At 69.1% G+C, this 20,899-nt stretch carries 23 protein-coding genes; 10 read left to right on the top strand and 13 right to left on the bottom strand.

Annotated elements, in window-relative coordinates:
• The first annotated feature begins 1 nt into the window (after position 1).
• Positions 2–1,096: a sensor histidine kinase gene (locus ACWGIC_RS08445; RefSeq protein ID WP_452075239.1), complete on the top strand. Its 1,095-nt coding sequence runs from the start codon at positions 2–4 to the stop codon at positions 1,094–1,096.
• Here the strand turns inward: ACWGIC_RS08445 and ACWGIC_RS08440 are convergent.
• The 4 genes from ACWGIC_RS08440 to ACWGIC_RS08425 are packed head-to-tail and all read right to left on the bottom strand — an operon-like array spanning position 1,046 to position 4,798.
• Positions 1,046–2,149, bottom strand: coding sequence for a UDP-N-acetylglucosamine--N-acetylmuramyl-(pentapeptide) pyrophosphoryl-undecaprenol N-acetylglucosamine transferase (locus ACWGIC_RS08440; RefSeq protein ID WP_452075238.1), 1,104 nt, complete (start codon positions 2,147–2,149; stop codon positions 1,046–1,048). The two genes, ACWGIC_RS08445 and ACWGIC_RS08440, sit on opposite strands and share 51 nt — an antisense overlap.
• Entirely contained in the window at positions 2,150–2,758 is a 609-nt protein-coding gene (gene vanX, locus ACWGIC_RS08435; protein ID WP_452075237.1) for a D-Ala-D-Ala dipeptidase VanX, read from the bottom strand.
• Entirely contained in the window at positions 2,755–3,789 is a 1,035-nt protein-coding gene (vanA, locus tag ACWGIC_RS08430) for a D-alanine--(R)-lactate ligase (RefSeq protein ID WP_452075236.1), read from the bottom strand. The genes vanX and vanA overlap by 4 nt, the downstream gene beginning before the upstream one ends.
• Positions 3,782–4,798: a D-isomer specific 2-hydroxyacid dehydrogenase family protein gene (locus ACWGIC_RS08425; RefSeq protein WP_452075235.1), complete on the bottom strand. Its 1,017-nt coding sequence runs from the start codon at positions 4,796–4,798 to the stop codon at positions 3,782–3,784. The genes vanA and ACWGIC_RS08425 overlap by 8 nt, the downstream gene beginning before the upstream one ends.
• 135 nt (positions 4,799–4,933) lie before the next feature.
• Between ACWGIC_RS08425 and ACWGIC_RS08420 the strand changes: the two genes are divergently transcribed.
• The 6 genes from ACWGIC_RS08420 to ACWGIC_RS08395 all read left to right on the top strand — a co-directional run bounded on the left by ACWGIC_RS08420 (position 4,934) and on the right by ACWGIC_RS08395 (position 10,654).
• Positions 4,934–5,785: a metal-dependent transcriptional regulator gene (locus ACWGIC_RS08420; protein ID WP_452075234.1), complete on the top strand. Its 852-nt coding sequence runs from the start codon at positions 4,934–4,936 to the stop codon at positions 5,783–5,785.
• A gap of 60 nt (positions 5,786–5,845) precedes the next feature.
• On the top strand, positions 5,846–6,109 hold the full coding sequence (locus ACWGIC_RS08415; RefSeq protein WP_452075233.1) for a hypothetical protein: 264 nt from the start codon (positions 5,846–5,848) through the stop codon (positions 6,107–6,109).
• A 147-nt stretch (positions 6,110–6,256) separates the two neighbouring features.
• The gene (locus tag ACWGIC_RS08410) at positions 6,257–7,333 is read left to right on the top strand and encodes a hypothetical protein (protein WP_452075232.1); all 1,077 of its coding nucleotides are present in this window, start codon (positions 6,257–6,259) and stop codon (positions 7,331–7,333) included.
• Entirely contained in the window at positions 7,333–8,472 is a 1,140-nt protein-coding gene (locus tag ACWGIC_RS08405; RefSeq protein WP_452075231.1) for a toxic anion resistance protein, read from the top strand. The genes ACWGIC_RS08410 and ACWGIC_RS08405 overlap by 1 nt, the downstream gene beginning before the upstream one ends.
• On the top strand, positions 8,469–10,082 hold the full coding sequence (locus tag ACWGIC_RS08400; RefSeq protein ID WP_452075230.1) for a substrate-binding domain-containing protein: 1,614 nt from the start codon (positions 8,469–8,471) through the stop codon (positions 10,080–10,082). Before ACWGIC_RS08405 ends, ACWGIC_RS08400 begins: the two co-directional genes overlap by 4 nt.
• The gene (locus ACWGIC_RS08395; RefSeq protein WP_452075229.1) at positions 10,079–10,654 is read left to right on the top strand and encodes a hypothetical protein; all 576 of its coding nucleotides are present in this window, start codon (positions 10,079–10,081) and stop codon (positions 10,652–10,654) included. Before ACWGIC_RS08400 ends, ACWGIC_RS08395 begins: the two co-directional genes overlap by 4 nt.
• On the opposite strand, the gene ACWGIC_RS08390 is transcribed toward ACWGIC_RS08395, so the two are convergent.
• From ACWGIC_RS08390 to ACWGIC_RS08370, 5 genes are all read right to left on the bottom strand, one after another.
• Positions 10,633–12,780 carry a BTAD domain-containing putative transcriptional regulator gene (locus tag ACWGIC_RS08390; RefSeq protein WP_452075228.1) on the bottom strand — a complete coding sequence of 716 codons (2,148 nt, stop codon included), beginning with the start codon at positions 12,778–12,780 and terminating at the stop codon, positions 10,633–10,635. The two genes, ACWGIC_RS08395 and ACWGIC_RS08390, sit on opposite strands and share 22 nt — an antisense overlap.
• Before the next feature lie 179 nt (positions 12,781–12,959).
• On the bottom strand, positions 12,960–13,355 hold the full coding sequence (locus tag ACWGIC_RS08385) for a hypothetical protein (RefSeq protein ID WP_452075227.1): 396 nt from the start codon (positions 13,353–13,355) through the stop codon (positions 12,960–12,962).
• Between the two features lie 140 nt (positions 13,356–13,495).
• Positions 13,496–14,146: a response regulator gene (locus ACWGIC_RS08380; RefSeq protein WP_452075226.1), complete on the bottom strand. Its 651-nt coding sequence runs from the start codon at positions 14,144–14,146 to the stop codon at positions 13,496–13,498.
• A complete protein-coding gene (locus tag ACWGIC_RS08375) occupies positions 14,143–15,294 on the bottom strand; it encodes a sensor histidine kinase (protein WP_452075225.1) in 1,152 nt (383 codons plus the stop codon). Before ACWGIC_RS08375 ends, ACWGIC_RS08380 begins: the two co-directional genes overlap by 4 nt.
• Positions 15,291–15,899 carry a DUF1453 domain-containing protein gene (locus tag ACWGIC_RS08370; protein ID WP_452075224.1) on the bottom strand — a complete coding sequence of 203 codons (609 nt, stop codon included), beginning with the start codon at positions 15,897–15,899 and terminating at the stop codon, positions 15,291–15,293. The genes ACWGIC_RS08375 and ACWGIC_RS08370 overlap by 4 nt, the downstream gene beginning before the upstream one ends.
• A 224-nt stretch (positions 15,900–16,123) precedes the next feature.
• Between ACWGIC_RS08370 and ACWGIC_RS08365 the strand changes: the two genes are divergently transcribed.
• Positions 16,124–16,750, top strand: a complete 627-nt coding sequence (locus ACWGIC_RS08365; protein WP_452075223.1) for a VC0807 family protein — start codon at positions 16,124–16,126, stop codon at positions 16,748–16,750.
• On the opposite strand, the gene ACWGIC_RS08360 is transcribed toward ACWGIC_RS08365, so the two are convergent.
• Entirely contained in the window at positions 16,732–17,181 is a 450-nt protein-coding gene (locus ACWGIC_RS08360) for a MarR family winged helix-turn-helix transcriptional regulator (protein WP_452075222.1), read from the bottom strand. The two genes, ACWGIC_RS08365 and ACWGIC_RS08360, sit on opposite strands and share 19 nt — an antisense overlap.
• A gap of 47 nt (positions 17,182–17,228) precedes the next feature.
• Here ACWGIC_RS08360 and ACWGIC_RS08355 point away from each other — a divergent pair, with 47 nt between their 5' ends.
• On the top strand, positions 17,229–17,690 hold the full coding sequence (locus tag ACWGIC_RS08355) for a nitroreductase family deazaflavin-dependent oxidoreductase (protein WP_452075221.1): 462 nt from the start codon (positions 17,229–17,231) through the stop codon (positions 17,688–17,690).
• The gene (locus ACWGIC_RS08350; protein ID WP_452075220.1) at positions 17,687–18,898 is read left to right on the top strand and encodes an FAD-dependent oxidoreductase; all 1,212 of its coding nucleotides are present in this window, start codon (positions 17,687–17,689) and stop codon (positions 18,896–18,898) included. Before ACWGIC_RS08355 ends, ACWGIC_RS08350 begins: the two co-directional genes overlap by 4 nt.
• Here the strand turns inward: ACWGIC_RS08350 and ACWGIC_RS08345 are convergent.
• The 3 genes from ACWGIC_RS08345 to ACWGIC_RS08335 all read right to left on the bottom strand — a co-directional run bounded on the left by ACWGIC_RS08345 (position 18,850) and on the right by ACWGIC_RS08335 (position 20,887).
• Positions 18,850–19,473 carry a CPBP family intramembrane glutamic endopeptidase gene (locus ACWGIC_RS08345; protein WP_452075219.1) on the bottom strand — a complete coding sequence of 208 codons (624 nt, stop codon included), beginning with the start codon at positions 19,471–19,473 and terminating at the stop codon, positions 18,850–18,852. The genes ACWGIC_RS08350 and ACWGIC_RS08345 overlap by 49 nt on opposite strands.
• The gene (locus tag ACWGIC_RS08340; RefSeq protein WP_452075218.1) at positions 19,470–20,366 is read right to left on the bottom strand and encodes an NAD(P)H-binding protein; all 897 of its coding nucleotides are present in this window, start codon (positions 20,364–20,366) and stop codon (positions 19,470–19,472) included. The genes ACWGIC_RS08345 and ACWGIC_RS08340 overlap by 4 nt, the downstream gene beginning before the upstream one ends.
• A 77-nt stretch (positions 20,367–20,443) precedes the next feature.
• Positions 20,444–20,887, bottom strand: coding sequence for a MarR family winged helix-turn-helix transcriptional regulator (locus ACWGIC_RS08335; RefSeq protein ID WP_452075217.1), 444 nt, complete (start codon positions 20,885–20,887; stop codon positions 20,444–20,446).
• Positions 20,888–20,899: the final 12 nt, after the last annotated feature.

Raw genomic sequence — 20,899 nt, 5'->3', positions numbered from 1 at the left:
GATGAGCGTCCGGCTCAAACTGACCCTCAGCTACGCCGGATTCCTCATGCTGGCCGGGACGCTGCTGCTCGGCGCGGTGGGGGCGTTCCTGCTGAACTACCAGGACCGGGCACTGGAGATCATGCCGGTGGTGATGGCTCCGTCCGGCCGCGACCTGATCAAGGATTTCGCGCCCTACGCGGCCGTCGTGATGCTGCTCCTGCTGATCTTCGGCCTGCTGGGCGGCTGGGTGCTGGCCGGCCGCATGCTCGCCCCGCTGACCCGGATCACCGCCGCGACCCGGCAGGCTTCGACCGGCTCGCTCGCGCACCGGATCGAACTGGAGGGCCGCGACGACGAGTTCCGCGAACTCGCCGACAGCTTCGACGCCATGCTCGCCCGCCTCGACGCGCACGTCGCAGAACAACGGAGATTCGCCGCGAACGCCTCCCACGAGCTGCGCACTCCGCTGGCGATCACGCAGAGCCTGCTGGAAGTCGCCCGCAACGACCCGGACCACGACCGCGGCGAACTCCACGAACGCCTCCGCGTCGTCAACGGCCGGGCGATCGAACTCACCGAAGCCTTGCTGCTGCTCAGCCGCGCGGATCAGCGTTCGTTCACGCGGGAACCCGTCGACCTGTCCCTGCTCGCGGAGGAAGCCGCCGAGACGCTTCTCCCGCTGGCCGAGAAGCACGGCGTGACCATCGAGACCACGGGCGACATCACGGCTGTGCGCGGGTCTCGGGCGCTGCTGCTGCAGTTGACGACGAACCTGCTGCACAACGCCATCGTCCACAACCTGCCGGAAGGCGGGACCGTGCAGCTTCGTGCCACTGCGTCCGCGACGTCGAGCACGCTCACGGTGGAAAACACCGGGGAAGAAGTCAGCCCGGAGCGGATCTGGACGTTCACCGAGCCGTTCCAGCGTGGTACTGAGCGGGTCCGTCGTGATCACGTCGGGGTTGGGCTTGGGTTGGCGATCGTGAAGAGCATTACGCAAGCGCACGACGGGGCTCTTTCCCTGGCGCCGGGTGCTGCTGGCGGGCTTCGGGTGACGGTGCGGTTACCTGGCGGGTCGATGTCGCTCGGCGATCGTCAGGACGTGTCGCGCTAGGACGGTGTCGGCGTTGGGTGTTCCGGTTGCGGTGGCGTGGGCGGACATTGCGGCGATTCGCGCTGGGTCGGTGAGGATCGGGAGAAGGGCGGTTTCGATCCAGGCTGGGGTGAGTTCGGCGTCGTTGACGAGCAGTGCGCCACCGGCCGCGACGACCGGTCCGGCGTTCAGGCGTTGCTCGCCGCCGCGTTCCGGCAGCGGGGCGAACGCGGCCGGCAGTCCGACGGCGGCTAACTCGGCGCAGGTCATCGCGCCTGAGCGGCAGATCGCGAAATCGGCTGCGGCGTAGGCGTACTGCATTTCGTCGACAAACGGCAGGACGACATACGGCGGGTCGCCCGCGGGGACCTCGACGGCGTGCTGCGGGCCGGTGATGTGCAGGACTTGTACTCCGGCCGCGCTCAATCGCTCAGCTGCACCGGATACGGCGGCGTTGATCGTCTTGGCGCCCTGCGAGCCGCCGGTGACCAGCAGCACCGGGCCGTCGGGGTACAGGCCGAATCGTCGGCGAGCTGCTTCGCGGGTCGCGAGACGGTCGAGTCCGGTGATCGCCGGACGCAGCGGGATGCCGATCGCGGTGCCGTATTTCAGCCGGACATCGGGGGAGGCGGTGTAGACGTGCGTTGTCAGCCGGGCGGCCAGCCGGTTCGCCGCGCCTGGCCGGACGTTCGCCTCGTGGATGACGATGGGCAGCCGCCGCTGGCGCGCGGCGAGGTAGGCCGGGGCGGCGACGTAGCCGCCGAAGCCCACCACCACGTCTGCCCGGACCTGGTCCAGCACCGTCCCGGCGGCCCGGACCGAATCGCGCAGCCGGGACGGCGTCCGCAGCACGGCCCGGGACATCTTGCGAGGCAGCGGGACCGGCGGGATGAGTTCCAGCGGGTAGCCGCGAGCGGGGATGAGCGTCGTGTCGAGGCCGCGGACGGTGCCGAGCGCGGTGACCTCGGCGGCGGGCGCCAGCCGCAGTAGCGCGTCGGCGAAGTTCATCGCGGGTTCGATGTGCCCGGCCGAATGGCCTCCGGCGACCACGACGCGTGGTCCTGTGGTGTTCATCTAGGCGACGAGGAAATCGAAGTACGTGTCGGGGTAAGGCTCGTCCTTCAGCGTGTAGTGCCACCACTCGGCTTCATAGGCGGCGAAACCGCAGTCCTCCATGACGGAACGGAGGTGCTGCCGGTTCGCTGCCTCGGTCGCGGTGATCCCCGGCGCGCCGTGGTGCGAGACGACGTCCATCAGGTCGAAGCCCCCGCCCATGGGAAGAAGCTCGCCGGTGTCCAGGCGATACAGCGTCAAATCCACTGTGCTGCCCCGGGTGTGGCCGGATTTCGTTGCCACATAGCCGTTCTCGAACATTTCCGCGCGGCTGATGTTGGGGTAGTGCTGGAGTTTCTTGCAGCCGTCTTCCGGCTGCTTCGCCCAGCGCAGGAAGCAGTCGACGGCGCGCTGCGGCCGGTAGCCGTCCCAGATCAGCAGGCCGAACCCCAGCGTCGCGGCTTTGTCTTGCGCGCTTTGCAATGCGGTGCACAGGGCGTGGGTGCCGACGATGCGGTTCGCCAGGTAACCGTCGACCGGTTTGCCGGTGAAGTTGTCCCAGGTGGCGTACTTGGCGTCCCAGCGGATCCCGGGGGCGGCCTCGTCCAGGAAGGCGAAACCGTGCTTCATCGGGGCGTCCCGGCCAACGCGAGCGACACCATCCGGTCGAGCATTTCGGAGAACGGCAGCCCGGCCGCCGCCATCATCCGCGGGTACCGGCTGTAGGAAGTGAGGCCAGGGAAGGTGTTGACCTCGTTGAGCATGGCGGTGCCGTCTTCCAGCAGGAAGAGGTCTACCCGGGCGAGCCCCTTGCAGCCCAGCGCGCGGTAGATCGTCTGCGCGGTCGCCTGGACGCGTGCGCGCGACTCCGCCGAAATGTCGGCGGGAACGAGGATGGTCGAGTTCTCCGAGCCGCTTTCCGGGTTGTCCTCCTGGTGGATCTTGAAGAAACCGTGCGACAGCCGGATCTGGTCCGGTTCGCCGACGACCAGCTCCGCGCCGTTGCCCAAGACCGCGCACCCCACCTCGCTGCCTTCGACCGCCTCTTCGATCAGCACCTTGGAATCGAATCGCGCCGCCTCCGCGATCGCTCCTGGCAGATCCTCCTCGCGCGAAACCTTGGTGACGCCGAACGAAGAACCGGACCGGGCCGGTTTCACGAAGACGGGGTAGGCGAATTTGCTCGCGTCGACGTCTTCGCCCGCGGTGCCGGCCCAGAAATTCGGCGTGGCGACGCCCGCGTTGCCGACGACCAGATAGGCCAGGGATTTGTCCATGCACAGAGCGGAACTCTGCACGTCACAGCCCGCGTACGGGATTCCGGACAGCTCCAGGAGGCCCTGCATCGCGCCGTCCTCGCCGAGTTTGCCGTGCAGCACCGGCAGCACCACGTCCAGCCGGACCGGTTCGTACTTGCCCTGTTCCTCGACCAGCAGCCCGTGGACGCTCCGGTCCGGCGAGAGCATCGCCGGGCGGCCGTCCTCCCACGCTCGGCCCGGGCCGTCGCACAGCTTCCACGCACCGCTCTTGGTGATCCCGATCCAGTACGGTTCGTACTTCTCCGGATCGAGGTTCTTCTCGACCTCGCGCGCGGATTTGACCGAGACGGGATGTTCCTCGGAGATGCCTCCGAAGAGGATGCCGATCTTGAGCTTAGCCATGGTTTGTCCAGCTTTCGAAATTCAGGCAGTTGAGGAGACTGTTTTCCACCGCGTCGCGCAGTGCGTGGTCGGTGTAATAGGCGGTGTGCGGGCTGATCAGCACGTTCGGCAGCTTCTGCAGGCGCGCCAAAAGCGTGTTTTCGATCGGTTTGCGGCGGCAGTCGGCATAGAACATCCCCTCTTCCCCTTCGAGGACGTCCAATGCCGCGCCGCCCAGCCTGCCGCTTTCCACCGCGGACAGGAGAGCTTCGGTGTCGATCAGCCCGCCGCGGCCGGTGTTGACGACGATCGCGCCGGGCTTCATCTGCTCGATCCGGTGCCGGTCCAGCAAATGGCGGGTTTCCGGGGTGAGCGGGGTGTGCAGGGTGACGATGTCGCTCTGCCGCAGCAAATCGTCGAGGGAAACGTAATCGGCCGAGGTTTGGGGACGAAGGTCGTAAGCCAGTTTCTGTCCGCCGAACCCCCACAGCCGGTCGATCACCGCCGCGCCGATCCGCCCGGTTCCGATGACGCCCACGGTCAGGTCGCGCAGTTCTTTGCCCGGCAGATCGCTCAACCGGTAATCGTGCGCATCCGTCCGGCGGACGAGGGCTTTCGCGTTGCGAATCGCCATCAGCATCAACATCAGCGTGTAGTCGGCGACGCTGTCGGGCGAGTACGCGACGTTTTCCACCGAGATCCCGATTTTCTCGGCGTAGGCGAGGTCGAGATGATTGCACCCGATGCTTCGCGTGGAGAGATACCGGACGCCGACGTCGCTGAGCGCGCGCAAAGCGGCGTTGGTGACGCGGGTTTTATGGCTGACGCTGACGCACCGGTTCCCGGCGGCGAGTCCGGCGTTGGCTTCGGAAAGCGCCGCCGAGGTGACAGTCGGTGTCACCCCCAAACGGGACACCGCCTCCCGGACCAAGGCGGCTTCGTCGGGCCCGCAGCCGTAGATCGTGATCCCGGTTGCCGCGACCGGCGAGGAGACCAGCGAGGTGGCGCGTGCCGGTTCGCGGTAGGTCATGCCTGCCAGTCAAGGCAGGCGGATGTTGCCAGCACGTATGCGGTTTCCGATACACGGACGATATCTCCGGCTTATCTCCAGTCTCGAGCCGTTCTCCTTGACCTCAACCCGAGTTGAGCTGTCAGGCTGGTTCGCGTGACTGCCCAGGGCCTGATCAACACCACTGAGATGTACCTCAAGGCGGCGTACGAGCTGGAAGAGGACGGCGTCGTCCCGCGGCGGGCGCGGATCGCGGACCGGCTGGGGCAGACCGCGCCCACGGTGAGCCAGACGGTCGCGCGGCTGGAGCGGGACGGATTCCTCGAGGTCAACGAGGACCGGCAGCTCGTGCTGTCCCCGGAAGGCCGGCGGCTCGCGGTCCGGGTGATGTGCAAGCACCGGCTCGCGGAAGTGCTGCTGTATCAGGTGATCGGGCTGGACTGGGAACAGGTGCACGCCGAAGCTTGCCGGTGGGAGCACGTGATGTCGGAGACCGTGGCCCGGCGCGTGTTCGAGGTGTGCGGCGGCCCGCGGCTTTGCCCGTACGGGACGCCGATTCCCGGTCTCGCCGAATTCGGGATCGCCGCCGAGCCGGTCCCGGTTCCGGGCGGGACGAGGGTGCTGACCGAGGCGATACGGGCGGGGCAGTCTTCGGCCCGGGTGTATCGGATCAGCGAGCGGATCCAGGACGACGTCGGGTTTCTTCGTGCGCTGCGGGTCGCGGGGCTGGTGCCGGGGGCGGAGGTCCGGCTGGCCGCGGCGGCGGACCGGCGGGTGTGCGCGGAGACCTCGGCGGGTGCGGTGGTGCTGGATTCGCGGCAGGCCGGGATGGTGGTGGTCTGCGATCCGGCCGGGGGTTCCGATCGGGGAAAAGCGGGGGAGCGGGCGGACGTCGGCCCCGGCGGGCGAGTGGGAGCGGAGGAGCGCGGCATGCTAGGAGACGGTTTTGGCGCTGCCGACGGTGCGCGTGCGGCATCGCGCGCGAATCGGGCCGCCGCAGCGGGGTGAGGTACGGATTTCGGAGTCGATCGGGGCTGCTCGGGGAGCTTGTCGCGGTGTGGTCGGCTGTTGCGGGCCAGCCCTTTCGGCCGCCATTCGCCCCGCCCGCCGACCACCAACCAGCACGCGACGTCCGGCGGCGGCTGCACCGTCGGATACGCCAGCCGTCTCCGGTGCCGTGACGGCGGCGCGGCTCCAGTGGGCTGGAACGGGCTGGTCCAATTTTCGGCTGGCCTGACGGAGGAATGGCATTACCCGGCGGTGTGGCCGGAGGGGGCACAACGGGACCTGGACGACTGGCCCCGGCTCAGCCCGGACGACCTTCCCGCGTAAGAAAATCCCCGCCACCGCAGTGATTCCGCCAGCACGCCACCGGAACCCCGGTTGTTCATCGACCGTTCACGCCGAAACTCCCGTGCCGGGCGTCAAAAGATGAAGGATTCGAGGTGACGCGTCGGGGGACGTGCGGAGGGTGGGTTCGTGAAGCGCCGGTTGTCGATCGGGCTGGCTGTGGTTCTGGTGCTCGCGGTGGTGGGCGTGGTCCTCTGGGGGAAGTCCGGCGACGACCGCGCGGACGGCGGCGGGCTGACTGTCGTCCGCGGGGTGATCGGATCGGAGAAGCAGGCCTTTTTCACCGATCAGCGCGTGGTGGACGCGTTTGCCAGGCAGGGCTTGAAGGTCGAGGTCGACACCGCGGGATCGCGGCAGATCGCGACTGCGGTCGACCTCGCGAAGTACGAGTTCGCCTTCCCGTCGTCCTCGCCGGCGGCGCAGAAGATCCAACGCGACAAGAAGATCACCGGAGTCTATACGCCGTTCCAGTCGCCGATGGCGGTCGCGACGTTCGAGCCGATCGTGCAGCTGCTGAGCGGCACCGGCGTGGTGCACAAGGGCGCGGGCGACTACCAGGTGCTCGACATCGCGAAGTACTTGCAGCTCGCGGGCACCCGGTGGGATCAGCTGCCGAACAACACGGTCTATCCGGTGCGCAAGAACGTCCTCGTGACCACGACCGACCCGCGCGAGTCCAATTCCGCGGCGATGTACCTGTCGATCGTTTCGTTCGTGGCCAACGGCAACAACGTCGTTTCCGGTCCGGACCAGGAAGGGAAAGTCCTGCCGCGGGTCGCGAAGCTGTTCCTGGACCAGGGGTACACGCAGAACAGCACCGAGGGCCCGTTCGAGGACTATCTGTCGGCGGGGATGGGCAAGACGCCGCTCGCGCTGATCTACGAGTCGCAGTACGTCGACCGGCTGGTGCGGAAGGACGGCTCGATCCGCCCGGACATGCGGATGCTGTACCCGGCGCCGACGGTGTATTCGAAGCATACGCTGGTTCCCTTCTCCGCCAACGGAAACAAGGTCGGCCAGTTGCTGTCGACGGATCCGGAACTGGGCAGGCTCGCCGCCGCCTTCGGGTTCCGTACGACGAATCCGCAGTTGTTCCGTGAGGTCGCCGCGCAGGCCAAGGTTCCCGGTGACGTTGTCGACGCCGTCGAGCCGCCGAGTTTCGAAACTCTGGAACGAATGCTCGACTCGATCCAGAAACAGTACTGATGGACGACTTCACCCTCACCCCGCCGGAGCCGGTGGCGGCGTTCCCCGCGGAACGCGCGGCCGGGTTTGTCACGCTGGGCGGCGACACCCGGGCCGAGATCTCCCAGCGGGCCGACGAATTCGCCGCGCGGCTGGAAGCACTCGACGTGAAATCGCCCGAGTTCACGGCGCTTCTCGACGAAATCCTCGCGATCGGCGAAGCGGATATGCGCACGGCGGCGACGGTCGCGGGGACCATGCTCGACCGGTCGGCCACCGCGCTCGACGCCGCACGGTCGCCACAGCAGGAAGTGACGACGAGCCTGACCGAGTTGCGGCGCACGGTCGCGGAACTCGATCCGGCGAAGCTGCCGATCACCGGACGCAAACTGCTGGGGATCTTCCCCGCCGCGGCCAGCGCGAAGCGCGCGCTCGATCGCTACCGGGCGGCGAATGAGCCGGTGAACGCGCTGGTCCGCGAGCTTCGGATGCGCCAAGACGTCCTTCGGCGAGACAACGCGGCGATCAAGGGCGAACGAGAGCGGCTCTGGGCGACGCTCGGCAAACTGGCCGAAGCCGCCGCGTTCGCCGAGGCGGTCGACGCGGCGATAGATCGGCAGGCGGGCGTCTTCGACCTCACGGATCCCTCGCACGCCAATGCCTTGCGTGCCGATCTGCTGTACCCGATCCGCCAGCGGCATCAGGATGTGCTGACTCAGCTGGCGGTGAGCGCGCAGGGGTATCTCGCGCTGGATCTGGTGCGGCGGACCAATGACGAGCTGATCCGCGGCGTGGAACGGGCGGCGACCACGACGGTTTCCGCGCTGCGCGTGGCGATGCTGGTGAGTGCCGCGCTGGCCAACCAGCGAGACGTGCTCGACGAGATCAACGCGTTGCAGGCGACCACGAACGGTTTGCTGCGGGCGAATGCGGAGCTGTTGCAGTCGCAGAGCGAGGAAATCCGGAAGGCTTCGAGCGATCCGGCCATCGCGGTCGACACGGTGCGCGAGTCGTTCGACCGGATCTACGCGGCGTTCGACGCGATCGACGGGTTCAAGGCCGAGGCTGTTTCGCGCATGGCGTCCACTGTGGAATCTCTGTCCGGGGAGCTGCGGCGCGCGGAAGACCGGCTGCGTCGTTCGCACGAGGGGGAGCTGTGAGGAAACTCGGCGTACTGGCGCTGGCCGCCGCGCTGCTGGCGACTGGTTGTTCGACAGCGGAATCGACCGATCCGGACCAGCCCTCGGCGGACACGTTGCGGGTGTTCGCGGGCAGCGAGCTGGCTGACCTGCAACCGGTGCTCGACGAGGCCGCGAAGGCGACCGGGGTGCGGGTCAAGTTCACCTTCACCGGCACGCTGGAGGGAGCGGAGGCGCTCGCGAAGGGCGGCGTCGACGGGAAGTACGACGCGGTGTGGTTCTCCTCGAACCGTTATCCGGCAGGCATTCCCGAGGCGAGCAAACGCCTGGGCAATCAGGCGAAGATCATGCGTTCGCCAGTGGTGCTGGGGCTCTCGGCTCCGGTCGCGCAGCGGCTGGGCTGGGACAAGAAAGCCCCGACGTGGGGCGACATCGCGGTGGCGGCGGGGAAAAAGGAGTTCAGCTACGGGATGACCGACCCGTCGGCGTCGAACTCCGGGTTCTCCGCGCTCGTCGGGGTCGCGTCGGCGCTCGCCGGGGCGGGGGCGGCGATCGACGCGAAGCAGATCGGAGCGGTCACGCCGCAGCTTACGCAGTTCTTCAGCGCGCAGCAGATGTCGGCGGGTTCGTCGGGCTGGCTGTCCGAAGCCTTCCAACGGCGGGCGACCGGCCAGGACCCGGGGCAGAAAGTCGACGGGCTGGTCAACTACGAGTCGGTTCTGCTGTCGTTGAACGCCTCGGGCAAGCTGCCGCAGCCGTTGACGCTGATCTATCCGGCGGACGGCGTTGTCACCGCCGATTACCCGCTCACCTTGCTTACCGGCGCGAGCGACGCCGCCCGCACGGCGCACCAGAAGCTTTCGGACTACCTGCGCACACCTGATGTGCAGCGCCGGATCATGACCGCTACGCAACGTCGACCGGCCATCCCCGGAGTGCAGCTCGGCCAGCAGTTCGCTTCGCACGACTTGGTGGAGCTGCCGTTCCCGGCGACGCAGCAAGCGGTGGACGCGTTGCTTTCGGCGTACTTCAGCAAGATCCGCCGTCCGTCGCGGACGCTGTACCTGCTGGACACGTCGGGCTCGATGCGGGACGGCCGGATCGAGGCGCTGCGTTCGGCGTTGTCCGGCCTCACCGGCGCGGACAGTTCGCTGGTCGGCCGCTACCGGCAGTTCCGCAGCCGGGAAGAGGTCACCATGCTGCCGTTCAACACCCAGCCCGGGATGCCGGCGACGTTCACCGTGCCCGAACAGAACCCGCAACCGGAGCTGGCGAAGATCAAGGATTACGTCGGCGGCTTGACCGCGGGCGGCGGCACCGCCATCTACGACACCCTTCAGCACGGGTACCAGGTGCTTGAGCCGTTGGTGGCGAAGGACCCGGACCGCTTCAACTCGATCGTGCTGATGACCGACGGCGAGAACGAGAGCGGTTCGGACCTCGGCGCGTTCAAGGCAGCGTTCGGATCGCTGCCGCCCGCGATGCGGCAGATCCCGGTGTTCACGGTCCTGTTCGGCGAGGGCAGCGGCGACGAACTCGGCCAGGTCGCCGCGCTGACCGGCGGCAAGGTCTTCGACGCAAGGAACGTGCGGCTCGCCAGCGTGTTCCAGGAGATCCGCGGGTACCAATGAGGCGCTGGTTCGGTTCCACCAAGAACATCTTCGGCTGCGTCGGCGCACTGGCCGGACTGCTGTTGTACGCGGTGGGCGTGATCGGCCCGCTGTGGCTGATGTTCGTGGTCCTTGCCGTGCTTTACGCCGCGGGCGCGCTGCTCGGCCCGCCGGAGAAAGTACGGCTGGTCGTGGACCCGTCGGTGGAAGCGGCCGAGGTGCGTTCGTCACTGGACGCTTTGGTGCGCACAGCGTCCGGCCGGCTTCCGGAGTCCGCTGTGGACACTGTGGACGCTGTGCGCCGGGTGGCGGAGATGCTGTCCGATCTGCTCTCCGACCCTCGCCGGCTGGCGGCGAACCCGGATCTGCAGCACCGGGTGCTGGTGCTGGCACGGACGGATCTGCCGTTGTCGGTCCAGACGTATCTCAATCTGCCGCGGTGGTTCGCCGCGCACCGGGCCGAGGCGGGGCAGGAGCTGGCGACCCAGCTGAACCTCATCGAGCGTCGCGCGCATCAGCTGGCGGACGAGTACTACGCGACGGAGGTCAACCGGCAGAAGGATCAGACGCGCTACCTCGGCGAGGAGCCGTAGCGAGGATCCGCCGGAGCCTGCCATCGGGCGAGCCGGTCGTAGAGCCGCGACAGCCGGGCGTGGAAGGTCTCCAGCGCACGGGCCAGCTGCCATCCGGCGGGATTCTTCCCGAGCGTCGACGCGGTGTCCTGCGCGGCGATCAGGCAAGCGTGCTCGGTGTTGCACCAGGCCAGCGCTGCCAGCGCGTCCGGAAGCGGATGGGGGAGGACGTCCGGTGCGGGCGGATCGAGCGGGACCGAGTCCTGCCGCGGGTTCAGGAGCCGGTCGGCGGCGTGGGCGGTGTGCGTGTAGAAGTGCAGGATCCGCCGCAGCGCCGCGTCCCGGGCGTCTTCGGTGAGGGTGTGCAGGGCGAGGTCGCTGGCGTACAGCCGGATCAGGTCGTGCATCCGGTACCGGCCCGGCACGTGTTGCTGGATCAGGGAGGCGATCTCCAGCTCTCGCAACACTGTGCGCAGCTGGGCGGCCGGGAGTGCCGCCAGCGCCTCGGCGGCGGCCAGGCTGATGTCCGGGCCGGGCGCGACGCCCAGCAGGCCGAACAGCCGCGCCGCCCGCTGGCTGAGTGCGCAGACCGACCAGGACAGCACCGCTCGCAGATTCACTCGCCGGCCCCCGGCGTTCAACCCGTCCAGCCGGGCGGAGGCGTCGTGCAGTTCCTCGGCGAGTGCTGCCAACGGGAACGTCGGATGGTGCTGGGCGCGCGCGGCGACGATCCGCACTGCCAGCGGCAACCCGGCGCACAGGGCGAGCAGGTCGTCGACCGTGCGGGGTTCGGCGGCCAGCCGGCCCGGGCCGAGGTGCCCGGCGAGAAGTTCCCGGGCGGCGGAGTCGGGGAGCACGTCCAGGTCGAGCAGGCGGACGCCGTACAGCGCGGCGAGGCCGACCAGCTGGCGGCGGCTGGTGATCAGGACCGGGCAGGCGGGGTTGCCCGGCAGCAGGGGCGCGACCTGGTCGATGTCGCGGGCGTTGTCCAGCACGATCAGCGTCCGCTTCCCGGCGAGCAGGCTGCGGTACAGCCCGATGCGCGCTTCCGGGCTGACCGGGACGGCGGAGGGGGCCACGCCGAGGGCGTCCAGGAATCCGCGCACCGCCTCGGCGGCGGCCACCGGCTGTCCGGTGGGATCGAAACCGTGCAGGTCGACGTGCAGCTGGCCGTCGGGGTACCGGTGGAGCCGCCGGTGCGCCCAGTGCAGCGCCAGCCAGGTTTTGCCGATCCCGCCGGTGCCGCCGATCGCCACCGCGCCCGCCACGTCCAGGTGCCGGTCCAGCAGGGCGAGTTCGGCGCCGCGGCCGGTGAAAAGCCGGGGCGGGCACGGCAGCTGGCGCGGGACCGGGGGCCGGGTCGCGGGTTCCGGGGCGGGCGCGGCCAGCGCGGGGTCGGCGGCCAGGATCTGCTCGTGCAGCCGCTGGAGCGACGGGCTGGGGTCGGTGCCGAGTTCGTCGGCCAGAACCCGTTGCAGGCGATGGTAATGCTGCAAGGCCTCGGCCTGGCGACGGCTTCGGTAGAGCGCCAGCAGATACTGCCCGGCCAAGCGTTCGTCGAACGGGTGGCTCGCGGTGTCGGCGGCCAGTTCGGCGAGCAGTTCGGCGTGTCTGCCCTGGCGCAGCCGGATGTCGGTCAGGTCGAGGCGGGCGGTCCGCTGCCGGGCGGTCAGCGCGGCGCGCAGCGCGCACAGCCAGGGGATGTCGGCCGCGGCGGCGAGATCGGAGAAAGGCTTGCCCTGCCACAGGGACAACGCCTCTTCCAGTGCGATCGCGGCGCGGGCGTCCGGCTCTCGGTGCTGCGCGGTCCGGGCCTCGGCGAGCAGGGCGTGGAAACGATGCAGATCGATCGCGTCCGGTGCGACCGAAAGCCGGTAACCGCAGCCGCTGCGGGTGAGGTCGACCTCCGGAACCGGAGCGAGAGCCTTGCGCAGCAACGGAATGTTGTGCTGCACCGCCCGGCGCGGCTGCCGGGGCAGCGCGCCTTCCGGCCAGACCCGGTCGATGAGTTCGTCCATCGCGACCGTCTGGTTGGCCTCGATCAGCAAAACCGCCGCCATACAACGCAATTGCTGATGGCCCATGGCGATCGCGCGGTCGTCCACCGTCACGCCAACAGGGCCGAGCAGACGGAATCGTACCGTCATCGTGACCACCCGTCAGCCGGTCGCCGGACCAAGACGTGTCGTGTCTAGCGGCCTTTGCGCGCGGCGGGCAACCGCCGAGGCGGATCTGCGGCGCTACGGCCGAGCAGTTTCGGCCAAGCGGACCGGGAAACCGGCCCGGGACGGCCCGCCGGATGGCCGCCCCGAGCCGGATCTCCGGGTCAGGACAGCGCTTCCCAGTTAATCGACCGCAATGGGACGCCGGGGCACGAGAGGATGAAACGGTAAGTGGTGCCCGCGAACATGACAGGGCCGTTGATCCGGGCATTGTTCGAGCAGATGAGGTAAACCCGCATCACGCCGACGTGGACCGCGCAGCTGACGGCGACGTCGTGGAACGGGATGCGGGAGAAATAGCTGCAGTTGAACACCGGAGGAGTGGTGTTCGGCGCGGCGACCGCGCCCGCTGAGCTGAGAATTCCGGTTTGCGGTGCGGCAGCCGGGTCCGCGGCGGCGACGCTCGCGCCCGCGAACAAGGCGGCGATCGTCAAGGCGATCGCGATGAACGGCTTCGCCGCTCTTTCGGAAAGAGAACCCGGGCCGGTGAATCGAACCATGGTGAATATTCCTTTGCGCCTGGGCGGCACCTCGGACGGTGCGCCTCGCGAACCATGCTGTCCGGTCGCGGCGTCGCGGATGCGGCATCGATGCGTCATCGCGGAAACCGCGAAAAACGCCTGCCGTTATTGAGTTATTGCTAGCGCTGGCCGTTCTGGTGCTTGAGTGCGTAGCGGACCGCGTCGGCACGCGAGTGGAATCCCGCTTTGGCGAACAAGTTGTTGATGTGAGTTTTCACGGTGGCTTCGCTGATGACTAATTTGGCCGCGATTTCCGGATTGCGCAGACCGTCGCCGATCAGGCCCAGGATTTCCTGTTCGCGCGCGGTCAGCGAGAGATCCGGTTCCGCGGGCGGGGCCGGTTTGGCGGCCAGCGCGAGCAACCGCCGCTGCACCTCGGGCGACAGCACGGTCTGGCCCTGCGCCGCGGTGCGCACGGCGTGCAGGATCGTGGTGCGGTCGGCCTCTTTGGTCAGATAGCCGCTCGCACCCGCCTGCAGCGCGGCCAGGATCGATTCGTCGTCGTCGAACGTGGTGAGCACGAGAACCGTGGTGCCCGGCTGGGTTTCGCGGATGCGCCCGGTGGCCCCGACCCCGTCGAGCACCGGCATGTTGAGGTCCATGAGGACGACGTCCGGGCGGTGCTGCTGCGCCGCCTCGACGGCTTCGGCTCCGTTGGTCGCGGTCGCGACGACATTGACGTCCTCGGCGAGGTCGAGCATCACCGCGAGCGCTTCGCGGACAGTCGCCTGGTCGTCGACGACAAGGAGGCTGATCGGGCGGTCGGTCATCGAGGCAGCTCCAGTTCCACGGTCCAGCCGCCGTCGGCCGGGCCTGCTCGCAGGGTGCCGCCGAGCAGGGCGGCCCGTTCGTGCATGCCGACGAGCCCGACCCCGGAGCCGCCGGCCAGTTCGGCGCGGAGCGGTTCGGTCGCGGGCCCGTTGTGCACGGTCAGCCTGACACGATCGGCGGTGAAGGCCAGCCGGAGGTCGCGGGTCGAGCCCGGCGCGTATTTGGCCGCGTTCGTCATCGCCTCCTGCGCCGCCCGGACCATGGTGTGCGTGGTCTCCGGGCCGACCGTCCCGGCCTCGCCTTCGATCGAGAACTCGGCCGAGGACTGCTCGGCAAGGTGGCACAACGTCTCAGACAGCGGCAAGGTGTCCTCGCGCAGTGCGTGCACCGCACGGCGGGTCTCGCTGATCGAGTCGACAGCGATGGCGCGTGCTTTGCGCACCGCGGCGGCTGCTTCGTCGTCGCGGCCGCTGTCGCGCAGGGCATCGGCCATGTCGAGTTGCAGCGCGATCCCGGAGAGCGAATGACCGAGTACGTCGTGGATCTCGCGCGCGATCCGTCCTCGTTCGACGAGCGCGGCCTCGCGAGCCTCGGACTCACGGGCGCGCTGGGCCGACTCGGCGGCGAGGTGCGCGTTGCGGATGGAGTCGAGCCGGTCGCGGTGCGAGATGCCGAGAGCGACCGGCAGGGGCACCGTCAGCGTCAGCCACACCGGCCACTGCACGAGGTCCGGCGACAGCAGGCTGACCACCCAGGTCGCCCCCGCCGCGACCACGGCTCCGGAGCACGCGATGGCCACCGCGGCCCGGCGGGACGCGAGCTTGATCCCCGACGCGGACGCGGCGACGAACGGGAACATCGGCGCGAACGTCGAGTGCGCCAGCGGCATGAGCACCGCACCGAACACCATGTAGACGGCCATCAATGCGATTTGCCATTTCCCGGCATACCGGGGCCACGGCAGCAGCGAGACGAGCGCGGCGATCGAGGTGAGAATGAACAGCGGCAAGGCCAATGGCCGGTACGCGATCTGCGCGTCCGGCCACTGAACCGCGGTGCAGGCGATCGAGGTGAGGACAAGGGCGGGCTGGATCAGCTCGTCCCGGTACTGCCCGAGAAGGGCGGGCGCCCGCTCCAGCGTCCTCATCGGACCAGGTTCCTCCTCGTCGTCCCGGCGTCGTGCGACGACTGAGTGTTCCACTCGGCCGGACGGCTGCTGAGATTGCGCTGGATGTTGTCCAGCAGCGGCGAGCTCTGCGCGGGCGCGCCGTCCTTGCCCTGGGCCCACATGACCTGGTGCCCGGCGCGCAGCGCGCGGTAGAGCACGACCAGTCCTTCGGCGAGGATGCCGACGCCGAGGGTGAACAGCAGGCTGTTGGAGACGCCGCCGGAGTCCTGCGGGTCGAACGCGTCGAGCGCCAGGTTCACGCCGACCTTGACCACGATGTTCGCCACCCACAGCCCGACGGTCACCCCGGTGTAGCGGACGAAGGCGACGCCGTCGCGCCGGGAAATCCGCACCGTCGCTCCGCGCAGGACGCCGAGGACGACGCTGATCACCGCGGTCCCGGCGAGGAAGACCAGCGAGGCCGGGGTCTTCACCTCGCCCGACAGCGTGCTGAGGCCGACGACGGACAGCACCGCGGGCAGGATGAGCATCTGCTTGGCCTGCGCGGGTTCGCCGATCATCCGCCGCACCATCAGATAGCCGACCGCCGCCACGATCAGGACGATCTCCACGGGTCCGCTCATGAGTTGTTCCTGCCTTCCGAATTCGTTCCGATGCCGAGAAAACTACGGAGGAACGGCCTCGAAGTCGTGCGGTGCGCGGGGTATCCCCGGGTGGAGAAATCCCTCCACCCGGGCCTGGTATTTCTCCACCCGGGATACCGCCGGAGAGGCAAGACGGCGGCGTGCCGCGGCCGTAGCGTTCTTCCCGAAATCCCATCAGCCAAGCCAAAATCGGGGAGTACGGCATGCCTGCGATCGCCCGCACGATGATCACCACGATGTTCCTGGACGTCGGCTTGCCGGTCGTCGTCTACTACGGGGCCAACCTGCTTGGCGCGAGTGCTTACGTGTCGCTGCTGGCCGGCACGGTCGCCGCGGGGTTGCGGACCGTCTGGGTCGCGGTGTCGAAGCGCCGGATCGACCTGTTCTCGTCGTTCCTCATGCTGCTATTCGGACTAGGGCTCGGGTTGAGCTTCTTGACCGGCGACCCGCGTCTGCTGCTGGCGAAGGAGTCGGTGACCACCTTCTGCGCTGGCGTGGCCCTAGTCGGCAGCTGCGTGCTCAACCGTCCTCTGGCGTACTACGCGGCACGACGCTTCGCGCAGTCAGCGGGCGGCGACCAGCAGCGTGAATTCGAGGCCACCGCGCACGACACGACGCTGCGGCGGCGCTGGTACCAGATCTCGCTGGTGTGGGGCGTCGGGCTGATCGCCGATTCCGTGCTTCGCATTGTCGGTGTGTACACGCTGCCGTTCGACACAGCGGCGGCTTTCTCGCAGGCGTTGATGATCGTCGCGTTCGCTGGCCTCATCGGGTGGACTCTGCTGACCAAGCGGCGGGGCGAAAAGACTGCTCAGGGCTTGCGGTCGTAGGCGCGCATCGCCGCCGCGACGTCGTCCAGGAAGGACAGGACGACCGAGACGTGCTCCGGTTCGAGCCGGTCCGTGATGGCCTCGATCTCGGCGAGCAACGGGTCAAGCGCGGTCCGGACGTCCGCGCGGGCGTGCTCGGTGGCCTGGAGGTGGACGCGCCGCCGGTCGGCCGGATCGGCGTGGCGGGCCAGATGCCCCGCCGCGGCGAGCCGGTCGACCAGCACTGTCGCCGACGCCGAGGTGATGCCGAGCCGGGCGCCCAGTTCGCCCGGCCCGATCGGCTCTGAGCTGGAGACCACGTGGTCGAGGGCTTGCACGTCGGTCACTCGCAGCGACAACCTGCGCGCCAGAGCCGCCTGCATGCCCCGGCCCGCTTGCAGGAGCCGCCGCACCGCCAGGGAAACGTCTCGCGCCGCTCGCTTGTCCGCCACGCCGGAATAGTAGCTAGAACTTCTAGCGACGAGGTACAGTGTCCGGTATGGCTAGAAAATCTAGCGAAGTTGCCGAGATCAATGCCGAAATGGTGCGGAAGCTGCTCGACACCGACCCGGGCCCGCTGCCGGAGGGCGGCTACGGGCTGCGCGTGCTCGAGACGACCGGACGCCGCAGCGGCCGGACCCGCCAAACGCCGCTGGGGGTGCTCCTGCTCCACGGCGACCGCTACCTGGTGTCGCCGGACGCGAATCGCGACTGGGTGCGCAATCTCCGCGCGAACCCGGCCTGCCGTGTCCGTGCGGGATCGGTCGAGGAAAGCGTCCACGCGCGGCCAGCGGACGGTGCCGAGGCTGTTCCGGTGATCTCGGCCTATTTAGCCGCAGTGCAGGCTCCCTGGGCGCTCGCGGCGTTTCCGGTCGGTCCGGACGCGGCTGAGACCGAGATCGCCGCGCACCTGGACACCCTCGCCGTGTTCCGTCTCGTGCCGGAAGCGGGTTCGGCATGACCCAGCTGCCTGTGGTCATCGTCGGCGGCGGCCCCGGCGGGATGGTGCTCGCCTACTTGCTCGGCCGGGCCGGAATCCCCGTCACGCTGCTGGAAGCGCACCGCGACTTCGACCGCGACTTCCGCGGCGATTCGCTGCACCCCTACACCCTCGAACTGCTCGACAGCCTCGGCCTGGCCGACCGGCTCCTCGCCCTGCCGCACCACAAAGCCCGCTTCTTCCGTTTCCACACCCCGGCCGGCTCGATCACCACCGCCGACTACGGCAAGCTCTCCTCGCCGTACAACTACGTCGCCCTGATGCCGCAGGCGCAGTTCCTCGACTTCCTCGCCGCCGAAACCGCCGCGCTGCCCAGCGCGAGCGTGCGCACCGGAGCCAAGGTCGTCGAGCTGAACCGCGACGACGGCCGGATCACCGGCGTCCGCTACCGCGACGACACCGGAACCCACGACCTGCCCGCCGCGCTGGTGGTCGGCGCGGACGGCCGGTTTTCCCGGATCCGCCGCCTGGCCGACGCTCCGGCTCGTTCCCTCGGCGCCACGACCGACCTGCTGTGGTTCCGGCTTCCGCACCGTCCCGAGGACCCGCCGGACGCCGACGTGGACCTCTTCTTCGGGAAGCACCATTACGTCGGCCTGCTCGCCGGGACAAGCGGCTGGCAGGTGGGCTACAGCCTGCCCAAAGGCGGCTACGCCGAGGCCCGCGAACGCGGGGTCGGCCCGATCCGGACGTTCCTCGCCGACCACGTCCCGTGGCTGGCCGACCGTGCCGATCAGCTCGCCGACTTCGGTCAGACGACGCTGCTGTCGGTCGACATCTCCCGGGTGGAGCGCTGGTGGCGGCCGGGTCTGCTGCTCATCGGGGACGCCGCGCACGTCATCTCGCCGGTCGGCGGCAACGGAATCCTCATGGCGGTACAGGACGCCGTCGCCGCGGCCAATCACCTCGTGCGGAATTGGCCCGACCCGGACAGTGCCCTCGCACGGATTCAAGCCGAACGCGAGCCCGCGATCCAGCAGGTGCAGGCACAGCAAGTCCGGCTCGAACAGCGTGCGGCTCGTGCTCGGGAGCGCGGTCGTCCTGCCGCTCCGCCGTATCGGCTGCTGCGCCTGCTCACCGCTATCCCCGGTGCTCGGGCTCGCGCCGCCCGCTCCAACGCCTACGGACCCACTCCGCCCCGGCTGGACTCGGCGGTGCTGGAATCCTGAGGCGGGAAAAGCCTGGGCAGGAAGCCGATCATCAGAGCGGACCAGGTCACGTGCGTCAGCACCGGTGCCCGCACTCCGCCGCCCCAGCGGCGTTCCAGGGTGAAAAGCGTCCCCATGACCGCCGACGCCAGGACCAACGCCGGATTTCGCGTCGCCGTCGTCGACAGCACGTACACCGCTGTCGAGCCTCGCGCGCCGAACGCGTCGTAGAGCGCGCCGCGGAAGAAAACCTCTTCCGCGGCACCGGTTACCAGGGCAGTCGTCACCACGGTCGGCGTCGAGCCGTGGTGGGCGTGGCCGAGCACGCCGGTGATCGCGCGGCGCAGCAACGGAATCCGGCGGGCGACCAGCGCACAGCCGTAAAAGACGCCGAACGCGCCCGCGCCGGCCAGCACCGGCTGCACGACCTCCGGACGGCCCCGTGGCACCGGTCCGGCCGCCCGCGCACCGGCGAACCAGGTCGCCGCGACCGACGCGGTCAGCACGTGGAACCGCCGCGACCCCGGTTTGCTGGCCAGCGACGCGCCCAGCAGCCCGGAACCGGCCGCGGTCACCGCCGTCAGGAACGCCTTCACCTGGTCCGCCGTTGTCTCGCTCGTTCGCCCAGCGCTTGCAGCACGGCGTCGTCGTAGCTCATCGGCTCGAACTCGACGATCCGGCGGATCGCGTCGTCGCGGACGACCACCTCGTTGCCCATCGAGTCGATCAGCGCGCGTCCGGTCGTGGCGTCGATGTCGGTGACCAGCGAAAGCCAGTAGGACGATAGCCGGGGCGAGAGGAGCGGAACCGGCACGATCACCAGCATCCTGCCCTCGATCGTCGCGACGCGCTGCAACATCTCCCGGTAGGTCAGCACTTCCGGGCCGCCGATGTCGAACGTCCGGCCTTCGGTCTCCGGATGCTCCAGCACCCCGGTCAGGTAGCGGACGACGTCGGCGAGCGCGATCGGCTGGGTGCGCGTGCCGACCCAGCGCGGGGTGATCATCGCCGGCAGGTGCTCGACGAGCTGGCGGGTCAGCTCCCACGACGTGCCGCCGTGCCCGATCACGATGCCCGCGCGGAGCACGGTGACCGGCACCCCGGTCTCCGCCAGCAGCCGTTCGACCTCGCGCCTGCTGGCCAGATGCTCCGACAGCGAGTCGCCGTCGTCCCCGAGCCCGCCGAGGTAGACGATCCGGCGCACCCCCGCCTCCGCGGCGGCGCGGGCGAACGCGCGGGCGGCGTCGGCGTCGAGCTGCTGGAAATCGGTGCTGTCGAGGGAATGCACCAGGTAGTAGGCGGCTTCGACGTTCTTGAGCGCGTCCCGCAGGGAACCGACGTCGGCGACGTCGCCGTGGACCGGTTCGCCCGCGCCGCGGTATTCCGCGGGACGGCGGGTCATGGCGAGCACGTCGTGCCCGGCCTCTTCCAGTGCCGGGCACAACCGCCTGCCGACGAACCCGGAGGCTCCGGCGACCAGTACGCGCATGGTTTCGACGGTAGCCGGGCGGGCGGTGATCCGCAGAACCTCCGCCTCGGCAAGGTGAACAAGGCGAAATCGGCTCGCTATGGCTGCTGACGGCTCTTCACGAGCTTGCCCATCAGGTGCGTGAGGATCTTGTTCAGCTGACGGCCGAGCCGGGGTTCCAGTTCGTTGTCGACGGCGGACGCGTACGAAGCGGCCTCGCCGAGCACCGACTTCCCGGCCGCGGTGACGGACAAGATGTGCTTGCGCCGGTTGGCCGGATCGCGGCTCCGTTCGAGGAGACCGCGCTGCTCCAGGTGGTCCGCCATCCGGACGACCAGGCTGGGGCTCACCCGCATGAGCCTCGCGATGTCGTCCTGGGTCCGCGCCAGTCCCTGGTCGACCATGGCGAGCGTCCCGAGATGCTTCGGGGTCAGCTCCGCTTCGCGGAAGTGCTCGGCGAAATCTGCTGCCAGGTCGGTGCCGAGCACCATGAGCTTGAAAGCCGAGGTCTCGTGTAACGGGCGGCCGCCGTCGGTGTTCACTTTTCGAGTGTA

It is taken from the genome of Amycolatopsis sp. NPDC054798, assembly GCF_053611505.1.
Note: the sequence above shows the minus strand (reverse complement) of the source record. Positions and strands in the feature narration are given on the sequence as shown.

Coding starts and splice junctions, on each gene's coding strand:
- ACWGIC_RS08445 (WP_452075239.1), top strand. CDS start 2: ATGAGCGTCCGGCTCAAACTGACCCTCAGCTACGCCGGATTCCTCATG.
- ACWGIC_RS08440 (WP_452075238.1), bottom strand. CDS start 2,149: ATGAACACCACAGGACCACGCGTCGTGGTCGCCGGAGGCCATTCGGCC.
- vanX (WP_452075237.1), bottom strand. CDS start 2,758: ATGAAGCACGGTTTCGCCTTCCTGGACGAGGCCGCCCCCGGGATCCGC.
- vanA (WP_452075236.1), bottom strand. CDS start 3,789: ATGGCTAAGCTCAAGATCGGCATCCTCTTCGGAGGCATCTCCGAGGAA.
- ACWGIC_RS08425 (WP_452075235.1), bottom strand. CDS start 4,798: ATGACCTACCGCGAACCGGCACGCGCCACCTCGCTGGTCTCCTCGCCG.
- ACWGIC_RS08405 (WP_452075231.1), top strand. CDS start 7,333: ATGGACGACTTCACCCTCACCCCGCCGGAGCCGGTGGCGGCGTTCCCC.
- ACWGIC_RS08395 (WP_452075229.1), top strand. CDS start 10,079: ATGAGGCGCTGGTTCGGTTCCACCAAGAACATCTTCGGCTGCGTCGGC.
- ACWGIC_RS08390 (WP_452075228.1), bottom strand. CDS start 12,780: ATGACGGTACGATTCCGTCTGCTCGGCCCTGTTGGCGTGACGGTGGAC.
- ACWGIC_RS08385 (WP_452075227.1), bottom strand. CDS start 13,355: ATGGTTCGATTCACCGGCCCGGGTTCTCTTTCCGAAAGAGCGGCGAAG.
- ACWGIC_RS08380 (WP_452075226.1), bottom strand. CDS start 14,146: ATGACCGACCGCCCGATCAGCCTCCTTGTCGTCGACGACCAGGCGACT.
- ACWGIC_RS08375 (WP_452075225.1), bottom strand. CDS start 15,294: ATGAGGACGCTGGAGCGGGCGCCCGCCCTTCTCGGGCAGTACCGGGAC.
- ACWGIC_RS08370 (WP_452075224.1), bottom strand. CDS start 15,899: ATGAGCGGACCCGTGGAGATCGTCCTGATCGTGGCGGCGGTCGGCTAT.
- ACWGIC_RS08365 (WP_452075223.1), top strand. CDS start 16,124: ATGCCTGCGATCGCCCGCACGATGATCACCACGATGTTCCTGGACGTC.
- ACWGIC_RS08355 (WP_452075221.1), top strand. CDS start 17,229: ATGGCTAGAAAATCTAGCGAAGTTGCCGAGATCAATGCCGAAATGGTG.
- ACWGIC_RS08350 (WP_452075220.1), top strand. CDS start 17,687: ATGACCCAGCTGCCTGTGGTCATCGTCGGCGGCGGCCCCGGCGGGATG.
- ACWGIC_RS08340 (WP_452075218.1), bottom strand. CDS start 20,366: ATGCGCGTACTGGTCGCCGGAGCCTCCGGGTTCGTCGGCAGGCGGTTG.